Below are 18,317 nucleotides of genomic sequence, written 5' to 3' on the forward strand. Positions count from 1 at the left end.
GGGCCCGGAGAGCGAGCCGCGAAAGGCGGCAGTATACCTGCCCGCCATCGGGGCGCGCAGGGCAGATTCGATCAGCGTCACCACTGGTCTGACAGCCATCGGGGACAAAACTGACAAGCCTGTCAGTTGGGCGTCACCTTCCTGACCGTCTCGCAACGCTATATAAGAATGATAGAAATCCCTCCGTCCTGAACCGGCTCTTCGCATCCATGCACATCCAGAAAAAAACCGTCCTGTTCGTCGCGCTCCTGGTCGCCCTGGCGGCCCTCGTCCTCTGGTATGTCATGAAGCCTGTCACCGCCAAGCCCGGTGCTCCCGCCGCCGTTCCGGTAAGGGTCGTCAGCGTGGTGCAAAAGGATGTGCCACGCTTTGCCAGCGGTATCGGCACGGTGCTGTCACTGCACAGCGTGGTGATCCGCCCCCAGATCGATGGCATCCTCACCAAGCTGATGGTCAAGGAAGGGCAACTGGTCAGGAAGGGTGACCTGCTGGCGACCATCGACGACCGCTCCATCCGCGCCAGCCTCGACCAGGCCCGGGCCCAGCTCGGCGAGAGCCAGGCGCAACTGGCAGTGGCCCAGGTCAATCTCAAGCGCTACAAATTGCTCAGTGTCGATGACGGCGTCTCGAAACAGACCTATGACCAGCAACAGGCACTGGTCAATCAGCTCAAGGCCACGGCCCAGGGCAATCAGGCGGCCATCGATTCGGCGCAGGTGCAATTGTCCTACACCCAGATCCGCTCCCCCGTGAGCGGTCGCGTCGGCATTCGCAACGTGGACGAAGGCAACTTCCTGCGCACCAGCGACACCGAAGGTTTGTTCACCGTGACCCAGATCGATCCGATCGCCGTGGAGTTCTCCCTGCCCCAGCAAATGCTGCCCACCTTGCAACGGTTGATCGCCGCACCCGAGCAAGCCTTGGTCAAGGCCTATATCGGCGCCGATGGCGCCCCCGGGGAGCTGCTCGGCGAGGGGCGGTTGAGCCTCATCGACAACCAGATCAACACCAACACCGGAACCTTGCGGGCCAAGGCTGAATTCAACAACGCCGCGCAACGGCTCTGGCCCGGGCAGTTGGTGACCCTGAAAATCCAGACCGCCATCGAAAAGGACGCCCTAGTGGTCCCCCCGACGGTGGTCCAACGGGGCCTGGAGCAGCACTTCGTCTATCGGGTCAACGGCGACAAGGTCGAAAGCGTGCCGGTGGTGATGGTTTATCAGGACAGCGGCATGCACATCATCAAAGGCGTGAACGCTGGCGATCAATTGGTGAGCGACGGTCAGTCGAGGCTCAAGCCGGGGGCCAGTATCCAGGTGCTCAGTGATCCGCCGGCCGTGGCCAAGTCTTCGGAGCCGCAGCCATGAAGGGCCGGGGTTCGATCTCAGCCTGGTGCATCGACCACCCCATCGCCACGGTGCTGCTGACGTTCGCCGTGGTACTGCTGGGTTTTATCGCTTTTCCCCGGCTACCAGTTGCGCCGTTGCCGGAGGCGGAATTCCCGACGATCCAGGTCAACGCCCAGTTGCCCGGTGCCAGCCCCGAGACAATGGCTTCATCTGTGGCGACGCCGCTGGAGGTGCAATTCAGTGCCATCCCCGGCATCACCCAGATGACCTCCAGCAGCGCCTTGGGCTCGACCAACCTGATCCTGCAATTCAGCCTCGATAAAAGCATCGACACCGCGGCCCAGGAAGTCCAGGCGGCCATCAACACCGCCGCTGGAAAACTGCCCAATGACATGCCGAACCTGCCCACCTGGCGCAAGGTCAACCCGGCCGACAGCCCGGTGCTGATCCTCAGCATCAGCTCCAGCCTGATGCCGGGCACCGAACTGAGCGACTACGTCGAAACCCTGCTGGCCCGTCAGATCAGTCAGATCGACGGCGTAGGACAAATCTACATCACCGGCCAGCAACGACCGGCAATCCGCGTCCAGGCCTCCGCTGACCGGCTCGCCGCCATCGGCCTGACCCTGGCGGATATCCGCGTGGCGCTCCAGCAAGCCAGCCTTAACCTGGCTAAGGGCGCCCTGTACGGCGACTCAAGTGTTTCCACCCTGTCCACCAACGACCAGTTGTTCCAACCTGAGGAATACGGTGAGTTGATTGTGTCCTACAAGAACGGGGCACCGGTTCACCTCAAGGACATCGCCAAGGTGATCAACGGTTCGGAAAACGCCTACGTCCAGGCCTGGTCCGACAACGAGCCCGGGGTCAACCTGGTGATCTTCCGGCAACCCGGAGCGAACATCGTCGAGACCGTCGACCGCGTCCAGGCAGCCTTGCCGACCCTGCAAGCGATGCTGCCTGCCGCTGTACAGGTCAAGGTGCTGATCGACCGTACCCAGACCATTCGCGCCTCTCTGCACGAAGTGGAAATCACCTTGCTGATCGCTGTGCTACTGGTGGTGGCGGTGATGGCGCTGTTCCTGCGCCAGTTGTCCGCGACCCTGATTGTTTCGGCGGTGCTGGGGGTGTCGCTGACCGCCAGCTTCGCCCTGATGTATGTGATGGGCTTCAGCCTGAACAATCTCACATTGGTGGCCATCGTCATTTCGGTGGGGTTCGTGGTGGACGATGCAATCGTGGTGGTGGAGAACATCCACCGCCACCTGGAAGCCGGCGACGACATGCGCGAAGCGGCGATCAAGGGCGCCGGCGAAATCGGTTTTACAGTGATCTCCATCAGCTTCTCGCTGATCGCCGCGTTCATTCCGTTGCTGTTCATGGGCGGCGTGGTCGGACGGCTGTTCAAGGAGTTCGCCCTGACCGCCACCTCGACCATCCTGATTTCGGTGGTGGTATCGCTGACCCTGGCGCCGACACTGGCCGCGCTGTTCATGCGCGCCCCGGTGCATCATGCCCATGGCAAGACCGGGTTCGGCGAACGTCTGCTGGGCTGGTATGAACGGGGTCTGCGTCGGGCCCTGGCTCATCAGAAGCTGATGATCGGCGTGTTCGGTCTGACCCTGGCGCTGGCCGTGGTGGGCTACGTGTTCATCCCCAAGGGGTTCTTCCCGGTACAGGACACCGGCCTGGTGCTGGGCACCAGCGAAGCCGCCGCCGATGTGTCATTCCCGGACATGGTGGCCAAGCACAAGGCCCTGGCCGAAATCGTTGCCGCCGACCCGGCGGTGCAGACCTTTTCCCATTCCGTCGGCGTCTCGGGCAACAACCAGACCATCGCCAACGGCCGCTTCTGGATCGCCCTCAAGCCTCGGGGCGAGCGGGATGTGTCGGCCAGCGGGTTCATCGACCGGATACGCCCCAAACTGCTGAAAATCCCCGGCGTGGTGCTATACCTCAGGGCCGGGCAGGACATCAACCTCAGCTCAGGCCCCAGCCGCGCCCAATATCAATATGTACTCAAGAGCAACGACGGGCCGAGCCTCAACGCCTGGACGCAAAAACTCACCGACAAACTGCGCGGCAACCCGGCATTCCGCGATATTTCCAATGACCTGCAATTGGGCGGCAGCATCACCCACATCAACATCGACCGCAGCGCGGCGGCGCGCTTCGGCCTCACCGCCAGCGACGTCGACCAGGCCCTGTACGACGCCTTCGGCCAGCGGCAGATCAACGAATTCCAGACCGAGACCAACCAGTACAACGTGATCCTGGAGCTCGATACCGCACAACGGGGCAAGGCCGAGAGCCTGGCGTATTTCTACCTGCGCTCGCCGCTGAGCGGGGAAATGGTGCCGCTCTCAGCCCTGGCGCGCTTCGATCCTCCGAGCAACGGCCCGCTCTCCATCGCCCACGACGGCATGTTCCCGGCCGCCAACCTGTCGTTCAACCTGGCGCCAGGCGTGGCCCTGGGAGATGCGGTGCGCATGCTCGACCAGGCCAAGAACGAGATCGGCATGCCGGCCGCCATCGCCGGTAGCTTCCAAGGCGCCGCCCAGGCATTCCAGAGTTCCCTGGCCAGCCAGCCGTGGCTGATCCTCGCCGCATTGGTGGCGGTTTACATCATCCTCGGTGTGCTCTATGAGAGTTTCGTGCACCCGTTGACGATCATCTCCACCCTGCCCTCGGCCGGCCTCGGCGCACTGATCATGCTGTGGCTGTTGGGCCAGGACTTCTCGATCATGGCGCTGATCGGTTTGGTACTGCTGATAGGGATCGTCAAGAAGAACGGCATCCTGATGATCGACTTTGCCCTCGACGCCCAGCGCAAAGGCGGGCTGACGCCCCAGGAAGCGATTTTCCAGGCCTGCCTGACCAGGTTCCGGCCGATCATGATGACCACCCTGGCCGCCCTGCTCGGCGCCCTGCCGTTGATGCTCGGCTATGGCCCTGGCGCGGAGCTGCGCCAGCCCCTGGGCATCGCGGTGGTGGGCGGCCTGCTGGTGAGCCAGGCGCTGACGCTGTTCACCACACCGATCATATACTTGTGGCTGGAGCGACTGTTCCATCGGCCGCCCCATCAGCCAGGGGTTGCGCCGGCAGCGGCGCTGGCGAGCACAGACTGAGGCGGGGCCATGCGCGTTCTGATCATCGAAGACGAAGAAAAAACCGCGGATTACCTGCATCGCGGCCTGACCGAACAGGGCTACACCGTGGACGTCGCACGGGACGGCATTGAGGGACTGCACCTGGCCCTGGAAAGCGACTACGCCGTGATCGTGCTCGACGTGATGCTGCCGGGCCTGGACGGTTTCGGCGTGCTGCGGGCGCTGCGGGCCCGCAAGCAGACACCGGTGATCATGCTCACCGCTCGGGAGCGGGTCGAAGACCGCATCAAGGGCCTGCGCGACGGCGCCGACGACTACCTGGGCAAACCCTTCTCCTTCCTGGAGCTGGTGGCCCGCCTGCAAGCCCTGACCCGTCGCAGCGGCGGCCATGAACCGGTACAGGTGAGTATCGCCGACCTGTGGATCGACCTGATCAGCCGCAAAGCCACGCGAGCGGGTCAACGCCTGGACCTGACGGCCAAGGAGTTTTCCCTGCTCAGCGTCCTGGCCCGCCGCCAGGGTGAAATACTTTCGAAAACCGCCATCGCCGAAATGGTCTGGGACATCAACTTCGACAGCGACGCCAACGTGGTGGAAGTGGCGATCAAACGTCTGCGGGCCAAGCTCGATGGGCCGTTCGAACAAAAGTTGCTGCACACCATTCGTGGGATGGGCTATGTACTGGAGAGTCGAAGCGATGACCTTGCCTAACAGCATCGCCTTGCGCCTGAGTGGCCTGTTCACGCTGGTGGCGGCGCTGGTGTTCCTGTTGATCGGCGGTGCCTTGTACCAGCAGGTTGCAAAGGGTCTGGGCCTGTTGCCCGAGGCCGAACTCGACGCCCGCTACAGCGTGCTCGAATCGACAGTTGGCCGTTATGGCACGCCCGAGCATTGGGTGAAGATCAATAACAAACTGCGGCTGCTGGGTGAGGAAGACAAACGCATCCATTTCTGGATCGTCAGCGGCGATCCGCGCTTTGAATATGGTGCCCTCGATCCGCAGATCCGCACCTTTGCCGAAGGACCATTGGGCAAACGCGACTTGAAGCTGCCCCATCGGCACTACCCGATGAAAGTGCTGGTGAGCCAGTTCCCGGCCAAGGACCAACGTCCACCGCTACGCTTCATGATCGGCATCGACACCGAGACGTTCTACCAGACCCAGCATCGTCTGCTGGTGGCACTGGTGAGCCTGGCGATTGTCGGCGTCCTACTGGCCTCCCTGTTGGGCTACTGGGTGGCGCGCATTGGCCTCAAACCATTGATCAAGCTGTCCGATGAAGCCCGGCGCCTGACCCCGCCCCGCCTGTCCGGGCGCTTGCGGCTGTCACCGCTGCCACCGGAACTCAGTCAGTTCGTCAGTTCCTTCAACGCCACCCTCGACCGGGTCGAACAGGCGTATTCGCGACTGGAGTCATTCAACGCCGACGTCGCCCATGAACTGCGCTCGCCTCTGACCAACCTGATCGGCCAGACCCAGGTAGCCTTGACCCGTGGGCGCTCGGCCGAGCATTACTTCGAAGTGCTGCAATCAAACCTCGAGGAGTTGGAGCGGCTGCGTTCGATCATCAACGATATGTTGTTCCTGGCCAGTGCAGACCAGGGCAGCAAAGCCACCAAGTTGACCAGTGCCTCACTGGCCGGTGAAGTGGCAACCACCCTCGACTACCTGGACTTCATCCTCGAAGACGCCCAGGTCCAGGTCCGGGTCAGCGGCGACGCCCAGGCCAACATCGAGATAGCCCATCTGCGCAGGGCGTTGATCAACCTGCTGAGCAACGCCGTACAGCACACCGCGCCAGGGCAATTGATCGAGGTGCGCATCGAAGCCCTTGGCGACCAGATCAGTCTCGGCGTCACCAACCCCGGCGAGCCGATTGCCGACGAGCACTTGCCGCGCCTGTTCGAACGCTTCTATCGGGTCGATGCCTCCCGCAGCAACAGTGGCGCCAACCACGGATTGGGACTGGCCATCGTCAAGGCCATTGCACTGATGCATGGAGGGGATGTGTTCGTGCGCAGTGACCGGGGCGTCAATACCTTCGGGATCCGTTTGCCAGCCTGACCCCCGAAAGCCGGCACCGCATTCATGCGATCTTTCCAGGCCATTGAATGCTGGGCGAAAGCCAACTGGATCAAAATAAAAAGAGCATCAGGATGCGGCCCCAGCCTGCCTCGGCGCCTACAGTTATAACGCGAACACCGATTGCCCACTCCCTCCGATCCAAGCACAATCAGCAAAAGGCCAGCATCTGGTTCATTGCCCGTGATGCATCCTTTGGGACGGATCCCAGCCACATGACACTACAGACATCGGAACCATGAGCGCGAGCAGTGCGACACCCGGCAACACCCCGTTTTCGATACGTTCGGAGCGGGTACTCGTACTGGCCAGCTCGCTGGTTGTCATTGCCATCCTGAGCATCGTGACTTTTCTGCTGATCCGCGAACATGCCGCCGCCCAGCAGGCAGCGACACGTGCGGCGACCAATATCGTGCAACTTATCGACGCCGATGTACTGCGCAATGTGGAGCTCTACGATCTGTCGCTGCAAGGTCTGGTCGCCGCTGCCAAACGCGACGACCTGAAAGACGTTTCGCCGACGATTCGCCATCTGGCGCTGTTCGACCGCGCCACCGCCGCGCCCTACAAGGGTGACATCCTGCTGCTCGACAAGCATGGCGACGTGGTCGCCGACTCCGCCTCGATCGAACCGCGCAAAGGCAATTACGCCGACCGGGAGTATTTCCAATCCCACGTCCAAGACCCGAGCCTGGACATGATGATCAGCCGCCCGTTTCGGTCCAGAAGTCACGCGCAGGACTGGCGCATCAGTTTCAGTCGTCGACTGAGCGATGAACGGGGCGAATTCATAGGCGTTGCCGAGGCGGCGATGCGCTTGAACTACTTCAACCAATTGTTCAAGAGCCTGAACATCGGTCATGGCGGCACGGTCAACCTGGTCAGCCGAGACGGTATTCTATTGGCCCAAGAACCGCCCTTGGCCGAAGACCTGACAGGCAGGGACTTCAGTAACCGACCGAACTTCGTGCGCATCCTGCGCGAAGGCAATGGCAGTTTCACCAGCCTGTCTGGCCAGGACCAGACGCAGCGCCTGTACACCTTTTCCCAGGTAGGCGACTTGCCGTTGATCGTTGTGGTCGCGCTCTCGGCCCAGGAAGTTTTTGCTTCGTGGCAACGTACGGCGCTGCTGGTCAGCGGCGCTACAGGCGCACTGTGCATCGGTCTACTCTGGCTCACCTGGCTGCTGCGCCACGAACTGCGGCGCCGCCACGCCGCTGAGCGGGAACTGGCCCAATTGGCATCCATCGATTCGCTGACGGGCCTGGCCAACCGCCGGACCCTGGACGATACGCTGCAACAGGAATGGCTGCGCGCCCAGCGCTCCGGTCAACCACTGTCAGTCATGATGATCGATGCCGATCACTTCAAGGCCTTCAACGATCGTCTTGGCCATCAACGCGGTGACGAGGCCTTGCGCACCCTGGCGCAGTTGATCAGCAGGCACGTCCGCCGACCGGCCGACCTGGCAGCGCGCTACGGCGGTGAGGAGTTCTCGGTGGTACTGCCGGAAACCACCACCGCCGGAGCCTTTACCATGGCCCAGAACATTCGCGAAGCGGTGGAGCAATTGCCACCCGCCCTCGATGGTGATGCTCCCATGACGGTCAGCATCGGCATCGCCACTTGGGCCAAAGGGCCGTATGGCGAACTCGAACAACTCATGTTCGCCGCTGACAAGGCGCTGTATCAGGCCAAGGCCAGTGGGCGTAATCGTGTGGTTTGTGCGATGTAATGTTCCTTCGCCTCTGTGGCTAATGCTGCTGTGAATCTTCAATTCGACCGATTTGGGGTAGTGTGTATATCCATTTCTGCGGTAACGGCCACTGGCGGTTCCGCTCTTACAGCGGGTCACTTTTGGAAGAGCTGGAATGCCGGACCAGCCAAAAGTCACCAAAACCGCTTTACCCCACCACTCGGTGTCTCGCCTCGGCATCCATGCCGAGGTGCCCACTGCGCAATGCCTGCGTTCGGCTAGCGTGGTTTAACGGGGCACCGAGATCAAAATCAAAAGCAGAGCAAAAGCAAAAGCGGGGCACAAGCAGGAGCATCTGTGTCTGAACCACCGCTATCGCGAGCAAGCTCGCTCCCACAGGGGTTAGTCGGTGTTCACAGCACTGCAAACGACACAAAAACCAGTGGGAGCGAGCTTGCTCCCACAGGTCCAGCCCAAACAGCTCTGATTGGTGTACACCGCCCGCAAGAACCAGGCCGGCTGTCAGGCCGCCTCGCGGCGGACGTTGATCTCGGCGCCCCGTTAACCACGATGGCCGAACGCAGGTATTGCGCAGTGGGCATCCCGGCATGGATGCCGGGATAGCCGCGCTGGACCATGGATGGTCCTTCGCGGCGGGCCCACGGAGCAATGCCGGAGTGAGGGCATGCCGAGCCGAAGCGAGGCACCGAGTGGTGGGGCATGAAGCGTTTTGCTTACTTTTGCGCTTCTCAAAAGTGAGCCGCCGTAAGGGCGGAACCATAAGCCGCCGTTACCGCAGCAACGGATATGTACCCCAACCAACCCAACCCAAAAAAACAGCATTACCCCCTATCGCCACAGACGCCCCAGAAAGCAGCCATAAAAAAAGGCCACCCAAAGGCAGCCCTTAAAAAACTAGAGAGGTTTTTTGCTTACACGGCCGCTACAGGACGCATGTAAGAGATTGGTGCGGTGCTGGCATCTTCGAACGTCACGACTTCCCAAGCATCTTTCTGCTCAATCAACTTGCGCAGCAGCTGGTTGTTCAGCGCATGGCCGGACTTGAAGCCCTTGAACTCACCAATCAGGCTATTGCCCAGCAGGTAGAGGTCGCCGATTGCATCGAGGATCTTGTGCTTGACGAATTCGTCTTCATAACGAAGGCCGTCTTCGTTCAGCACACCGTCGGAATCAACCACGATCGCGTTTTCAACACTGCCGCCGAGTGCGAGGTTGTGCTTGCGCAGGTACTCGATGTCACTCATGAAACCAAAGGTACGGGCGCGGCTGACTTCTTTTACGAACGAAGTGCTGGAAAAATCCACGCTTGCACTCTGGGTGCGGTCACGGAAAACCGGGTGATCGAAATCGATCTCGAAGCTCACCTTGAAACCTTCGAAAGGGACGAAAGTGGCGCGCTTGTCGCCGTCTTCAACTGTCACTTCCCGCAGGATGCGGATGAACTTCTTGGCGGCGTCCTGCTCTTCCAGGCCAGCCGATTGAATCAGGAATACGAAGGGTCCGGCACTGCCATCCATGATCGGGACTTCGGACGCGGAGAGCTCGACGTAGGCGTTATCGATGCCCAGGCCAGCCATGGCCGAGAGCAAATGCTCCACCGTGTCCACTTTGGTGTCACCGTTGACCAACGTGGTCGACATAGTGGTTTCACCAACGTTTTCCGCGCGAGCAGGAATCTGCACCACAGGGTCGAGGTCGGCACGACAAAACACGATGCCGGTATCGACAGGCGCGGGCTTGAGGGTCAGGTAGACCTTCTCGCCGGAGTGCAAGCCGACACCTGTGGCACGGATAATATTCTTCAGGGTGCGTTGTTTAATCATGGCATGGGCCGCTTCAGCGCAAATTGCGAACTGGTATCAACAAAGGCTGGCGATGATAGCAGACCAGACCTTTGCTGAACACCAATCACCCGTATCCCCCTGATACATTTCATCAATCGGCCTGACGACGCAGGAATGCCGGGATGTCCAGGTAATCCAGATCGTCTTGCGGATTCATCTTCGCGGCAGTCGCAGTACCGGCCTGGGCCTGGTTGCGCATGACGGTCGGACGGTCCAGGTCACGGTAGTTCACCGCAGGCGCTTCCTGACGGGCAGACACTTGTTGTTGCGGTTGCGAAGCCATGGAAGTGTGAACGGTATTGTCGATGACCTTCACAGGTTTCTCGATTTTCGCGCCCAGACCAGTGGCAACCACGGTGACGTGCAACTCGTCGCGCATGTCCGGATCGATAACAGTACCGACCTTGACCATCGCGTGCTCGGAAGCGAAGGCTTCGATGATGCTACCCACGTCGGAGTACTCACCCAGGGACAGGTCAGGACCGGCGGTGATGTTCACCAGGATGCCGCGTGCACCTTGCAGGTTCACATCTTCGAGCAACGGGTTGCGAATGGCCGCTTCGGTGGCCTCGCGTGCACGGTTCGGACCGCTGGCGCAGCCAGTGCCCATCATCGCCATGCCCATTTCGCTCATGACAGTCCGTACGTCGGCAAAGTCGACGTTGATCATGCCCGGACGCTTGATGATGTCGGAGATACCGCGAACGGCACCGGCCAGTACGTCATCGGCCTTGGCGAAAGCCGACAAGAGGCTTGCGTCTTTACCGAGGATGGTCAGCAGCTTCTCGTTAGGGATGGTGATCAACGAGTCGACGCTTTCAGACAGCAGACGGATACCTTCGTCGGCGATCTGCATGCGCTTGCGGCCTTCGAACGGGAACGGACGAGTCACCACCGCAACGGTGAGGATCCCCATTTCCTTGGCCACTTCGGCAATGATTGGCGCCGCACCGGTACCGGTACCGCCGCCCATGCCCGTGGTGATGAACACCATGTTGGTGCCTTGCAGGACTTCAGCAATGCGCTCACGGTCTTCGAGAGCGGCCTGACGACCGACTTCAGGGTTGGCGCCGGCGCCCAGGCCTTTGGTCACGCCAGTGCCCAGTTGCAGGATGGTCCGCGCGCCGATGGATTTCAGCGCCTGGGCATCAGTGTTGGCGCAAATGAATTCGACGCCTTCGATGTTGCTCTTGACCATGTGGTTGACAGCGTTGCCGCCGCCACCGCCGACACCGATTACTTTGATAACCGGGCTAGCGGGGATGTTGTCTACGAGTTCGAACATTTTCCCTCTCCTTTCATTCTCTAGTTTTTTCGCCTACTGCGTTTGCTGCATCTTCCTGCGCCAAGCCGGGCTTGCCGCGTGAAGCTTTGAATCTGGTTTAAAAATTGCCTTTGACCCAAGCCTGGAGCCGCTCGAACAGCGGCGCCTTCGGCTCGTCATTGCTATAACTGTCGCGGCTGCCGATGCCCGAGAACGAAATCCCGTCGGACTGCTTCTGCAGGCCGTACATCAACAGGCCCACGCCGGTGGAATAAATCGGGTTGCGGACCACGTCATCCAGGCCCTTGACGCCATGGGGCACGCCCAGGCGCACTGGCATGTGGAAGATCTCTTCGGCCAGTTCGACCGCGCCTTCCATCTTCGAGGTACCGCCGGTCAGCACGATGCCGGCCGGGATCAGGTCTTCGTAGCCACTGCGGCGCAGTTCGGCCTGGATCAGCGTAAACAGCTCGTCGTAACGCGGCTCGACCACTTCGGCCAGGGCCTGGCGCGACAGCTCGCGCGGTGGACGGTCGCCAACGCTTGGCACCTTGATGGTTTCACCGGCACCGGCCAGTTTCGCCAGGGCGCAGGCGTAGCGGATCTTGATTTCCTCCGCGTATTGGGTCGGAGTGCGCAACGCCATGGCGATGTCGTTGGTCACCTGGTCACCGGCAATCGGGATCACCGCCGTATGGCGAATGGCGCCTTCGGTGAAGATCGCGATGTCGGTGGTACCGCCGCCGATGTCCACCAGGCACACGCCCAGCTCTTTCTCGTCGTCGGTCAGCACCGAGTAGGCCGAGGCCAGTTGCTCGAGGATGATGTCGTCGATTTCCAGGCCGCAGCGGCGCACGCACTTTTCGATGTTCTGCGCTGCATTCACTGCGCAGGTGACCACGTGGACCTTGGCTTCCAAGCGCACGCCGGACATGCCCAGGGGCTCGCGAACGCCCTCCTGGTTATCGATCACGTAATCCTGCGGCAGGGTGTGCAGCACCCGCTGGTCGGCCGGGATCGCCACGGCCTGGGCCGCGTCGAGTACACGCTCGAGGTCGGCGGAGCTGACTTCGCGATCACGGATCGCCACGATGCCGTGGGAATTCAGGCTGCGGATGTGATTACCCGCCACGCCAACGAACGCCGAGTGGATCCGGCAACCGGCCATCAGCTGCGCTTCTTCGATGGCGCGCTGGATCGATTGCACGGTGGACTCGATGTTCACCACCACGCCTTTTTTCAAGCCACGGGACGGGTGGGTACCGATCCCGACGATGACCAGCGTGCCGTCGTCCGCGACCTCGCCTACCAGCGCTACCACCTTGGAAGTGCCGATATCCAGACCGACGATCATTTTTCCGCTTTGCACGTTTGCCATGGTCCTGCCTCTTCTTAATTCTTCGCGACGGCGGGTGCGGCCGTCGTGGGCGCTACAGGTTCCCGCCAGCCAACAGCCAGGCCGTTGGCGTAGCGCAGATCGATGCGCGCAATGTTCGTAATCTGTTCTTTAAGCGTCTTGTCATAGATGGCGATGAAACGGCGCATCTTTTCCACCAGGTTGCCGCGACCGAGCAACAGCTCGATGCCCGGGCCCGAGCTGCCCGCGCCAGTGGTCAGGAACCAGCTGCCGCGCTCACGCAACTCCAGGCGCGCGATGGAGAAGCCCAGTGGCCGCAACATCTGACTCAACACCTGGTACTGCTGCATCACTTGCTGCTGGGCCCGCTGCGGGCCGAACAGTTGTGGCAAATGTTCATAGTTGGCCAGTTCCCGCGGCGTAAACGCCTGGCCCTGGTTGTTCAGCAACGACTCGTCGCCCCAACGGGCCACCGGCAGTTGTTCTTCCAGGCGGATCGACACTTGGTCGGGCCATACCCGGCGGACTTCGGCATGGGCGATCCAGGGCATCTGTTCCAGCTCCGTGCGCATGCCCGCCAGGTCGATGGTGAAGAAGCTCGAGGCCACGAACGGGGCGATCCGCTGCTGCACCGCCTGCTGGCTGATGTAGCTCAGGTCGCCCTGGACGTTGATCCGGGCAATTGGCCGGTCGGCGTAAGGCAACAGCCGTTGGGCGCCTTCATAAGTACCGAACCCCAACGCCACCAGCAGCACTGGCCAGAACAGGCTCTTGAGAAAGCCAAAATTGGCTTTCGGCAGACGCGCCGACATCGGCTCCTTGGCCACCATCCGGCTGGCACCCCGCGGCACCGGCTTGCGACCGGGTGCGGATGGCTGATGACGAAGCGATGCGCCTTGCATGGCTTAACCTCTTGGCTCTTGATGGCCGACACTGGCGGCCAGGATCGACAGCACCAGTTGCTGGAAATCCAGGCCGGCGGCGCGGGCCGCCATCGGTACCAGGCTGTGATCGGTCATGCCGGGGGCGGTGTTGACTTCCAGGAACCAGAACTGCCCATCGGCGTCCTGCATCACGTCCGCCCGACCCCAGCCGGCGATACCCAGCGCCTCACAGGCCTTGGCCGTGAGGTCCATCAGTTCTTTTTCCTTGGCGGCGTCCAGCCCGCAGGGAATGCGGTACTGGGTATCGTTGGCGACGTACTTGGCGTCGTAGTCGTAGAACGTGTGCGGGGTGCCCAGCGCAATCGGGGGCAACACCTGGTCACGCAGGGTGGCGATGGTGAACTCGGGACCACTGATCCACTGTTCCACCAACACTTGCGAATCGTAGGAACTGGCGTCTTTCCATGCCGCGGTCAACTCAGGCAGCGAATTCACTTTCGCCATGCCGATACTTGAACCTTCATGGGCCGGTTTGACGATCAAAGGGAAGCCCAGTTCCGTGGCCGCCGAAATACAATCGGCCTCGCACGCCAGCACGGCGTGACGCGGCGTCGGAATGCCGAGGCTGTGCCAGACCTGCTTGGTGCGCAGCTTGTCCATCGCCAGGGCAGACGCCAGGATGCCGCTACCGGTGTAGGGAATGCCCAGGCATTCGAGCAAGCCTTGCATGCTGCCGTCTTCACCGCCGCGGCCGTGAAGGATGATGAACGCGCGGTCGATCTTTTCGTTCAACAGGCGTTGCAGGAAGTCGTCGCCCACGTCGATGCCGAATGCGTCGACACCGGCGCTTTGCAGGGCTTGCAGCACGGCATTGCCGGACTTGAGGGACACCTCGCGCTCGGCGCTCTTGCCGCCGAACAATACGGCAACGCGGCCGAAGGCTTTCGGCTCGAGGGTCGAGACCAGGTTGGCGTAGGCAGCAGTCATTTCAGTTTCCCCTCGCTGGAAGCCACGATTGCCCCGGCGAATAACGGACTTTTCAACAGTTTCGGGGCCAGGCCGCCGATGTCACCGGCACCCTGGCACAACAGGATGTCGCCAGCGCGCAACAGCGGCTTGACCAGTGGCGCCAGCTCCACGCCGCGCTCGATGTAGATCGGGTCCAACTGGCCACGCTGGCGGATGCTGTGGCACAACTGACGGCTGTCGGCCCCGGGGATCGGTTCTTCACCGGCCGGATAGACTTCCATCAGCAGCAGTACGTTGGCGTCGGCCAGCACTTGGACGAAATCGTCGTACAGGTCGCGGGTGCGGCTGTAGCGGTGCGGCTGGTAGACCATCACCAGGCGCCGATCCGGCCAGCCACCACGCACAGCCTTGATCACCGCCGCGACTTCGGTCGGGTGATGGCCGTAGTCGTCCACCAGCATCACGTTGCCACCTTCCACCGGCAGTTCGCCGTAGACCTGGAAGCGTCGGCCCACACCCTGGAACCCGGACAGGCCCTGGACGATGGCTTCATCGCTGACACCTTCGTCGGTGGCGATGCAAATGGTCGCCAAGGCGTTGAGCACGTTGTGATTGCCGGGCATGTTCACTGACACGTCCAACGGTTCGCGATCCGGACGCAACACGGTGAAGAACGTCTGCATGCCCTGCTGGCGCACGTTGATGGCGCGCACGTCGACTTCTTCGCCAAAACCGTAGGTCACGGTCGGGCGCTTGATCAGTGGCAGGATTTCGCGCACCACCGGGTCGTCCAGGCACACCACCGCCAAACCGTAGAACGGCAGGTTGTGCAGGAACTCGACGAAGGTTTTCTTCAGTTTGTTGAAGTCACCGTCGTAGGTCGCCATGTGGTCGGCATCGATGTTGGTGACCACGGCCACCAGCGGCTGCAAGTGCAGGAAGCTTGCGTCGCTCTCATCGGCTTCGGCGATCAGATAGCGGCTGGTGCCCAGCTGGGCATTGGTGCCCGCGGCATTCAGGCGCCCACCGATCACGAAGGTCGGGTCCAGGCCCCCGGCAGCGAACACCGAAGCGATCAGGCTGGTGGTGGTGGTTTTGCCATGGGTACCGGCGACGGCGATGCCGTGTCGATAGCGCATCAGCTCGGCCAGCATCTCGGCCCGAGGCACCACGGGAATACGGCGTTCCAGGGCGGTGGCGACTTCCGGGTTGGAGGTGTTCACGGCACTGGAGACCACCAACACGTCGGCATTGGCGGCGTTCTCGGCACGGTGACCGATAAAGATGTGGGCGCCGAAGGACTCCAGGCGCTCGGTCACCGGGGACGCTTTGAGGTCGGAACCAGAGACTTCATAGCCCAGGTTCAACAACACTTCGGCGATCCCGCACATGCCCACGCCGCCGATACCGACGAAGTGGATACGGCGGATACGGCGCATTTCCGGTTGCGGCATGGCTTTGCGATTCTCAACCATGGGCCACCTCCAGGCAGGTATCGACCACTTGGGCCGTGGCATCGGGTTTGGCCAGGCGGCGGGCGGCACGGGCCATGTCTTCGAGTGTTTGCGGCTGCATCAAAACCTCTGTCAGGCGCGCGGCAAGATCCGCGGCGCCAGTCGTTCTTTGCGGCATCAGGAAGGCAGCGCCTTCACGGGCCAAATAATCGGCGTTGCGGGTCTGGTGATCGTCGATGGCGTGGGGCAAAGGCACCAGCATCGAGGGCAGACCGGCGGCAGCCAGTTCACTGACAGTCAGCGCGCCAGCGCGGCAGACCACCAGGTCGGCCCAGCCATAGGCTTGGGCCATGTCTTTGATGAAAGGCTGCACTTGCGCCTCCACGCCTGCGGCGCGATAGCGCTCGGCGGTCACTTCATCGTGGTTTTTGCCGGCCTGGTGAAACACTTCCGGGCGCAGTTCGGGGGCGACCTGCGACAAGGCTTCGGGCAGCAATTTGTTCAACGGTTCTGCCCCCAGGCTTCCGCCCAGGATCAGCAAACGCGCCTTGCGTCCGGCCAGGGCCGGGCGCGGTGTATCGAGGAACAGCTCGGTACGCACCGGATTACCGGTGGTGCGGCGGCTGCCCGACAGGGTAAAGGTGTCGGGAAAGGCTTCACAGACCCGGGCGGCCAACGGCACCAGTAACCGATTGGCGGTACCGGCCACGGCGTTCTGTTCGTGAACGATCACCGGCACACCGGCCAATTTCGCCGCAACACCGCCAGGACCGGTCACATAACCGCCAAACCCCACTACGCATATCGGTTGCAACCGACGGATGATCGCTCGCGCCTGCCAGACCGACCGCAGCAGCATCAGCGGTGCCTTGAGCAACGACAACTTGCCTTTGCCGCGCAGGCCACTGGCGTCGATCCGGTGCAGCTCCAGGCCCGCGCCAGGCACCAGTTCGTTCTCGATACCCCGTGGCGTTCCCAGCCAGTGCACGGTGTAGCCGCGCGCCTGGAACTCCCGGGCACAGGCCAGCGCCGGGAACACATGTCCGCCGGTACCGCCGGCCATGATCAGCACGTTAGCGCCCATGAGTCGGCTCCTCGGCGAAGTCGCTCTCCTGGAACTCCATCTCTTCACTGCCCAAATGGGTTCGACTCTCCCATTCGATACGCAGCAACAAGCCGAGACAGGCACAGCAGATCACCAGGGAACTGCCGCCATAACTGAGGAACGGCAGCGTAAGGCCCTTGGTCGGCAACAGGCCGACGTTCACGCCGATGTTGATCAGGAACTGGCCGATCCACAGGAACGACAGGCCATACGCCACGTACGCGGCAAAAAACTGCTTGGCCTTCTCCGCCCACAGGCCGATGTACATGCCACGCACGCAGACGAACACGAACAGTGCCACGGTGCACAACGAGCCCACGACGCCCAGTTCTTCGGCCAGGACCGAGAACACGAAGTCGGTATGGGCTTCGGGCAGGTAGAACTGCTTCTGTACGCTGTTGCCCAGGCCTACGCCCAGCCATTCGCCGCGACCGAAGGCGATCAGCGCCTGGGTCAATTGATAGCCGGAACCGAACTGGTCCGCCCACGGGTCGGTAAAGGTGATCAGGCGCGCCATCCGATAGGGTTGCGCCTGCACCAGCACCGTTACCGCCGCAACCGCCAGCGCGACCATCAGGGTGAAACGGAACAGCCCGACGCCTCCGAGGAACAGCATCGCCGCCGCCGCGCCCATCATCACTACCGTGGCGCCGAAGTCCGGCTCCATTAGCAGCAGGCCCGCCATCGGCAGCAACACGATGAATGGCTTGAAGAAGCCCATCCAGCTCTCACGTACTTCTTTCTGGCGCCGCACCAGGTAACCGGCGAGGTAGATCACCACGAAGACCTTGGCGATTTCCGAAGGCTGCACGTTGAAGAAGCTGAAACCGATCCAGCGCATCGAGCCGTTGACCTCGCGGCCGATCCCAGGCAACAGCACCATCACCAACAGGCCGAAGGCACCGAGCAGCATCATCCAGCCCAGGCGCTGCCAGGTGGCGATCGGCACCATCATGGTGACGATGCACGCGCCCAAGCCGATCACCAGGTAAATCAGGTGGCGGATCATGTGGTAAAGCGTATTGCCTGACTGTACGGCCGCCACTTCCGACGACGCGGACGTGATCATCACCAGACCCAGGCCCAGCAGCGCCAGGCAACCGGCGAGCATCGGGAAATCCAGGTCGATGCCGCGCCCGGTGATCAACGGCGACGGGTACGGCTTGATGATGTTCATCAGA

The 18,317-nt window shown here is 61.8% G+C and carries 13 protein-coding genes; 5 read left to right on the forward strand and 8 right to left on the reverse strand.

Annotated elements, in window-relative coordinates; translation table 11 throughout:
• Positions 1–209 precede the first annotated feature (209 nt).
• From SGN16_RS24115 to SGN16_RS24135, 5 genes are all read left to right on the forward strand, one after another.
• Positions 210–1,367: an efflux RND transporter periplasmic adaptor subunit gene (locus tag SGN16_RS24115; RefSeq protein WP_335945569.1), complete on the forward strand. Its 1,158-nt coding sequence runs from the start codon at positions 210–212 to the stop codon at positions 1,365–1,367.
• A complete protein-coding gene (locus tag SGN16_RS24120) occupies positions 1,364–4,477 on the forward strand; it encodes a multidrug efflux RND transporter permease subunit (RefSeq protein ID WP_335945570.1) in 3,114 nt (1,037 codons plus the stop codon). Before SGN16_RS24115 ends, SGN16_RS24120 begins: the two co-directional genes overlap by 4 nt.
• A gap of 9 nt (positions 4,478–4,486) precedes the next feature.
• Positions 4,487–5,170, forward strand: a complete 684-nt coding sequence (locus SGN16_RS24125; protein WP_210640742.1) for a heavy metal response regulator transcription factor — start codon at positions 4,487–4,489, stop codon at positions 5,168–5,170.
• Entirely contained in the window at positions 5,157–6,524 is a 1,368-nt protein-coding gene (locus SGN16_RS24130; RefSeq protein ID WP_210640744.1) for a heavy metal sensor histidine kinase, read from the forward strand. The genes SGN16_RS24125 and SGN16_RS24130 overlap by 14 nt, the downstream gene beginning before the upstream one ends.
• 256 nt (positions 6,525–6,780) lie before the next feature.
• Positions 6,781–8,277 carry a diguanylate cyclase gene (locus tag SGN16_RS24135; protein ID WP_335945571.1) on the forward strand — a complete coding sequence of 499 codons (1,497 nt, stop codon included), beginning with the start codon at positions 6,781–6,783 and terminating at the stop codon, positions 8,275–8,277.
• Between the two features lie 893 nt (positions 8,278–9,170).
• Here SGN16_RS24135 and lpxC read toward each other — a convergent pair.
• The 8 genes from lpxC to ftsW form a co-directional block, all read right to left on the reverse strand.
• Positions 9,171–10,082 (reverse strand): UDP-3-O-acyl-N-acetylglucosamine deacetylase, encoded by a 912-nt coding sequence (lpxC, locus tag SGN16_RS24140; RefSeq protein WP_030139673.1) that lies wholly within the window; start codon positions 10,080–10,082, stop codon positions 9,171–9,173.
• A gap of 112 nt (positions 10,083–10,194) precedes the next feature.
• On the reverse strand, positions 10,195–11,388 hold the full coding sequence (gene ftsZ / locus SGN16_RS24145) for a cell division protein FtsZ (protein WP_063324491.1): 1,194 nt from the start codon (positions 11,386–11,388) through the stop codon (positions 10,195–10,197).
• A 97-nt stretch (positions 11,389–11,485) separates the two neighbouring features.
• Complete coding sequence (gene ftsA, locus SGN16_RS24150; protein WP_003178237.1) at positions 11,486–12,745, reverse strand: cell division protein FtsA; 1,260 nt, start codon at positions 12,743–12,745, stop codon at positions 11,486–11,488.
• A 14-nt stretch (positions 12,746–12,759) separates the two neighbouring features.
• Positions 12,760–13,626, reverse strand: a complete 867-nt coding sequence (locus SGN16_RS24155) for a cell division protein FtsQ/DivIB (protein ID WP_025215394.1) — start codon at positions 13,624–13,626, stop codon at positions 12,760–12,762.
• 3 nt (positions 13,627–13,629) lie between these two features.
• The gene (locus SGN16_RS24160) at positions 13,630–14,595 is read right to left on the reverse strand and encodes a D-alanine--D-alanine ligase (RefSeq protein ID WP_210640748.1); all 966 of its coding nucleotides are present in this window, start codon (positions 14,593–14,595) and stop codon (positions 13,630–13,632) included.
• A complete protein-coding gene (murC, locus tag SGN16_RS24165; RefSeq protein WP_210640750.1) occupies positions 14,592–16,052 on the reverse strand; it encodes a UDP-N-acetylmuramate--L-alanine ligase in 1,461 nt (486 codons plus the stop codon). The genes SGN16_RS24160 and murC overlap by 4 nt, the downstream gene beginning before the upstream one ends.
• Positions 16,045–17,115, reverse strand: a complete 1,071-nt coding sequence (gene murG, locus SGN16_RS24170) for an undecaprenyldiphospho-muramoylpentapeptide beta-N-acetylglucosaminyltransferase (RefSeq protein WP_335945572.1) — start codon at positions 17,113–17,115, stop codon at positions 16,045–16,047. The genes murC and murG overlap by 8 nt, the downstream gene beginning before the upstream one ends.
• A complete protein-coding gene (gene ftsW / locus SGN16_RS24175) occupies positions 17,105–18,316 on the reverse strand; it encodes a putative lipid II flippase FtsW (RefSeq protein ID WP_176689625.1) in 1,212 nt (403 codons plus the stop codon). Before ftsW ends, murG begins: the two co-directional genes overlap by 11 nt.
• Position 18,317 lies beyond the last annotated feature (1 nt).

Origin of the sequence: Pseudomonas sp. G166, assembly GCF_037027455.2 — a bacterium.
GTDB lineage: Bacteria > Pseudomonadota > Gammaproteobacteria > Pseudomonadales > Pseudomonadaceae > Aquipseudomonas.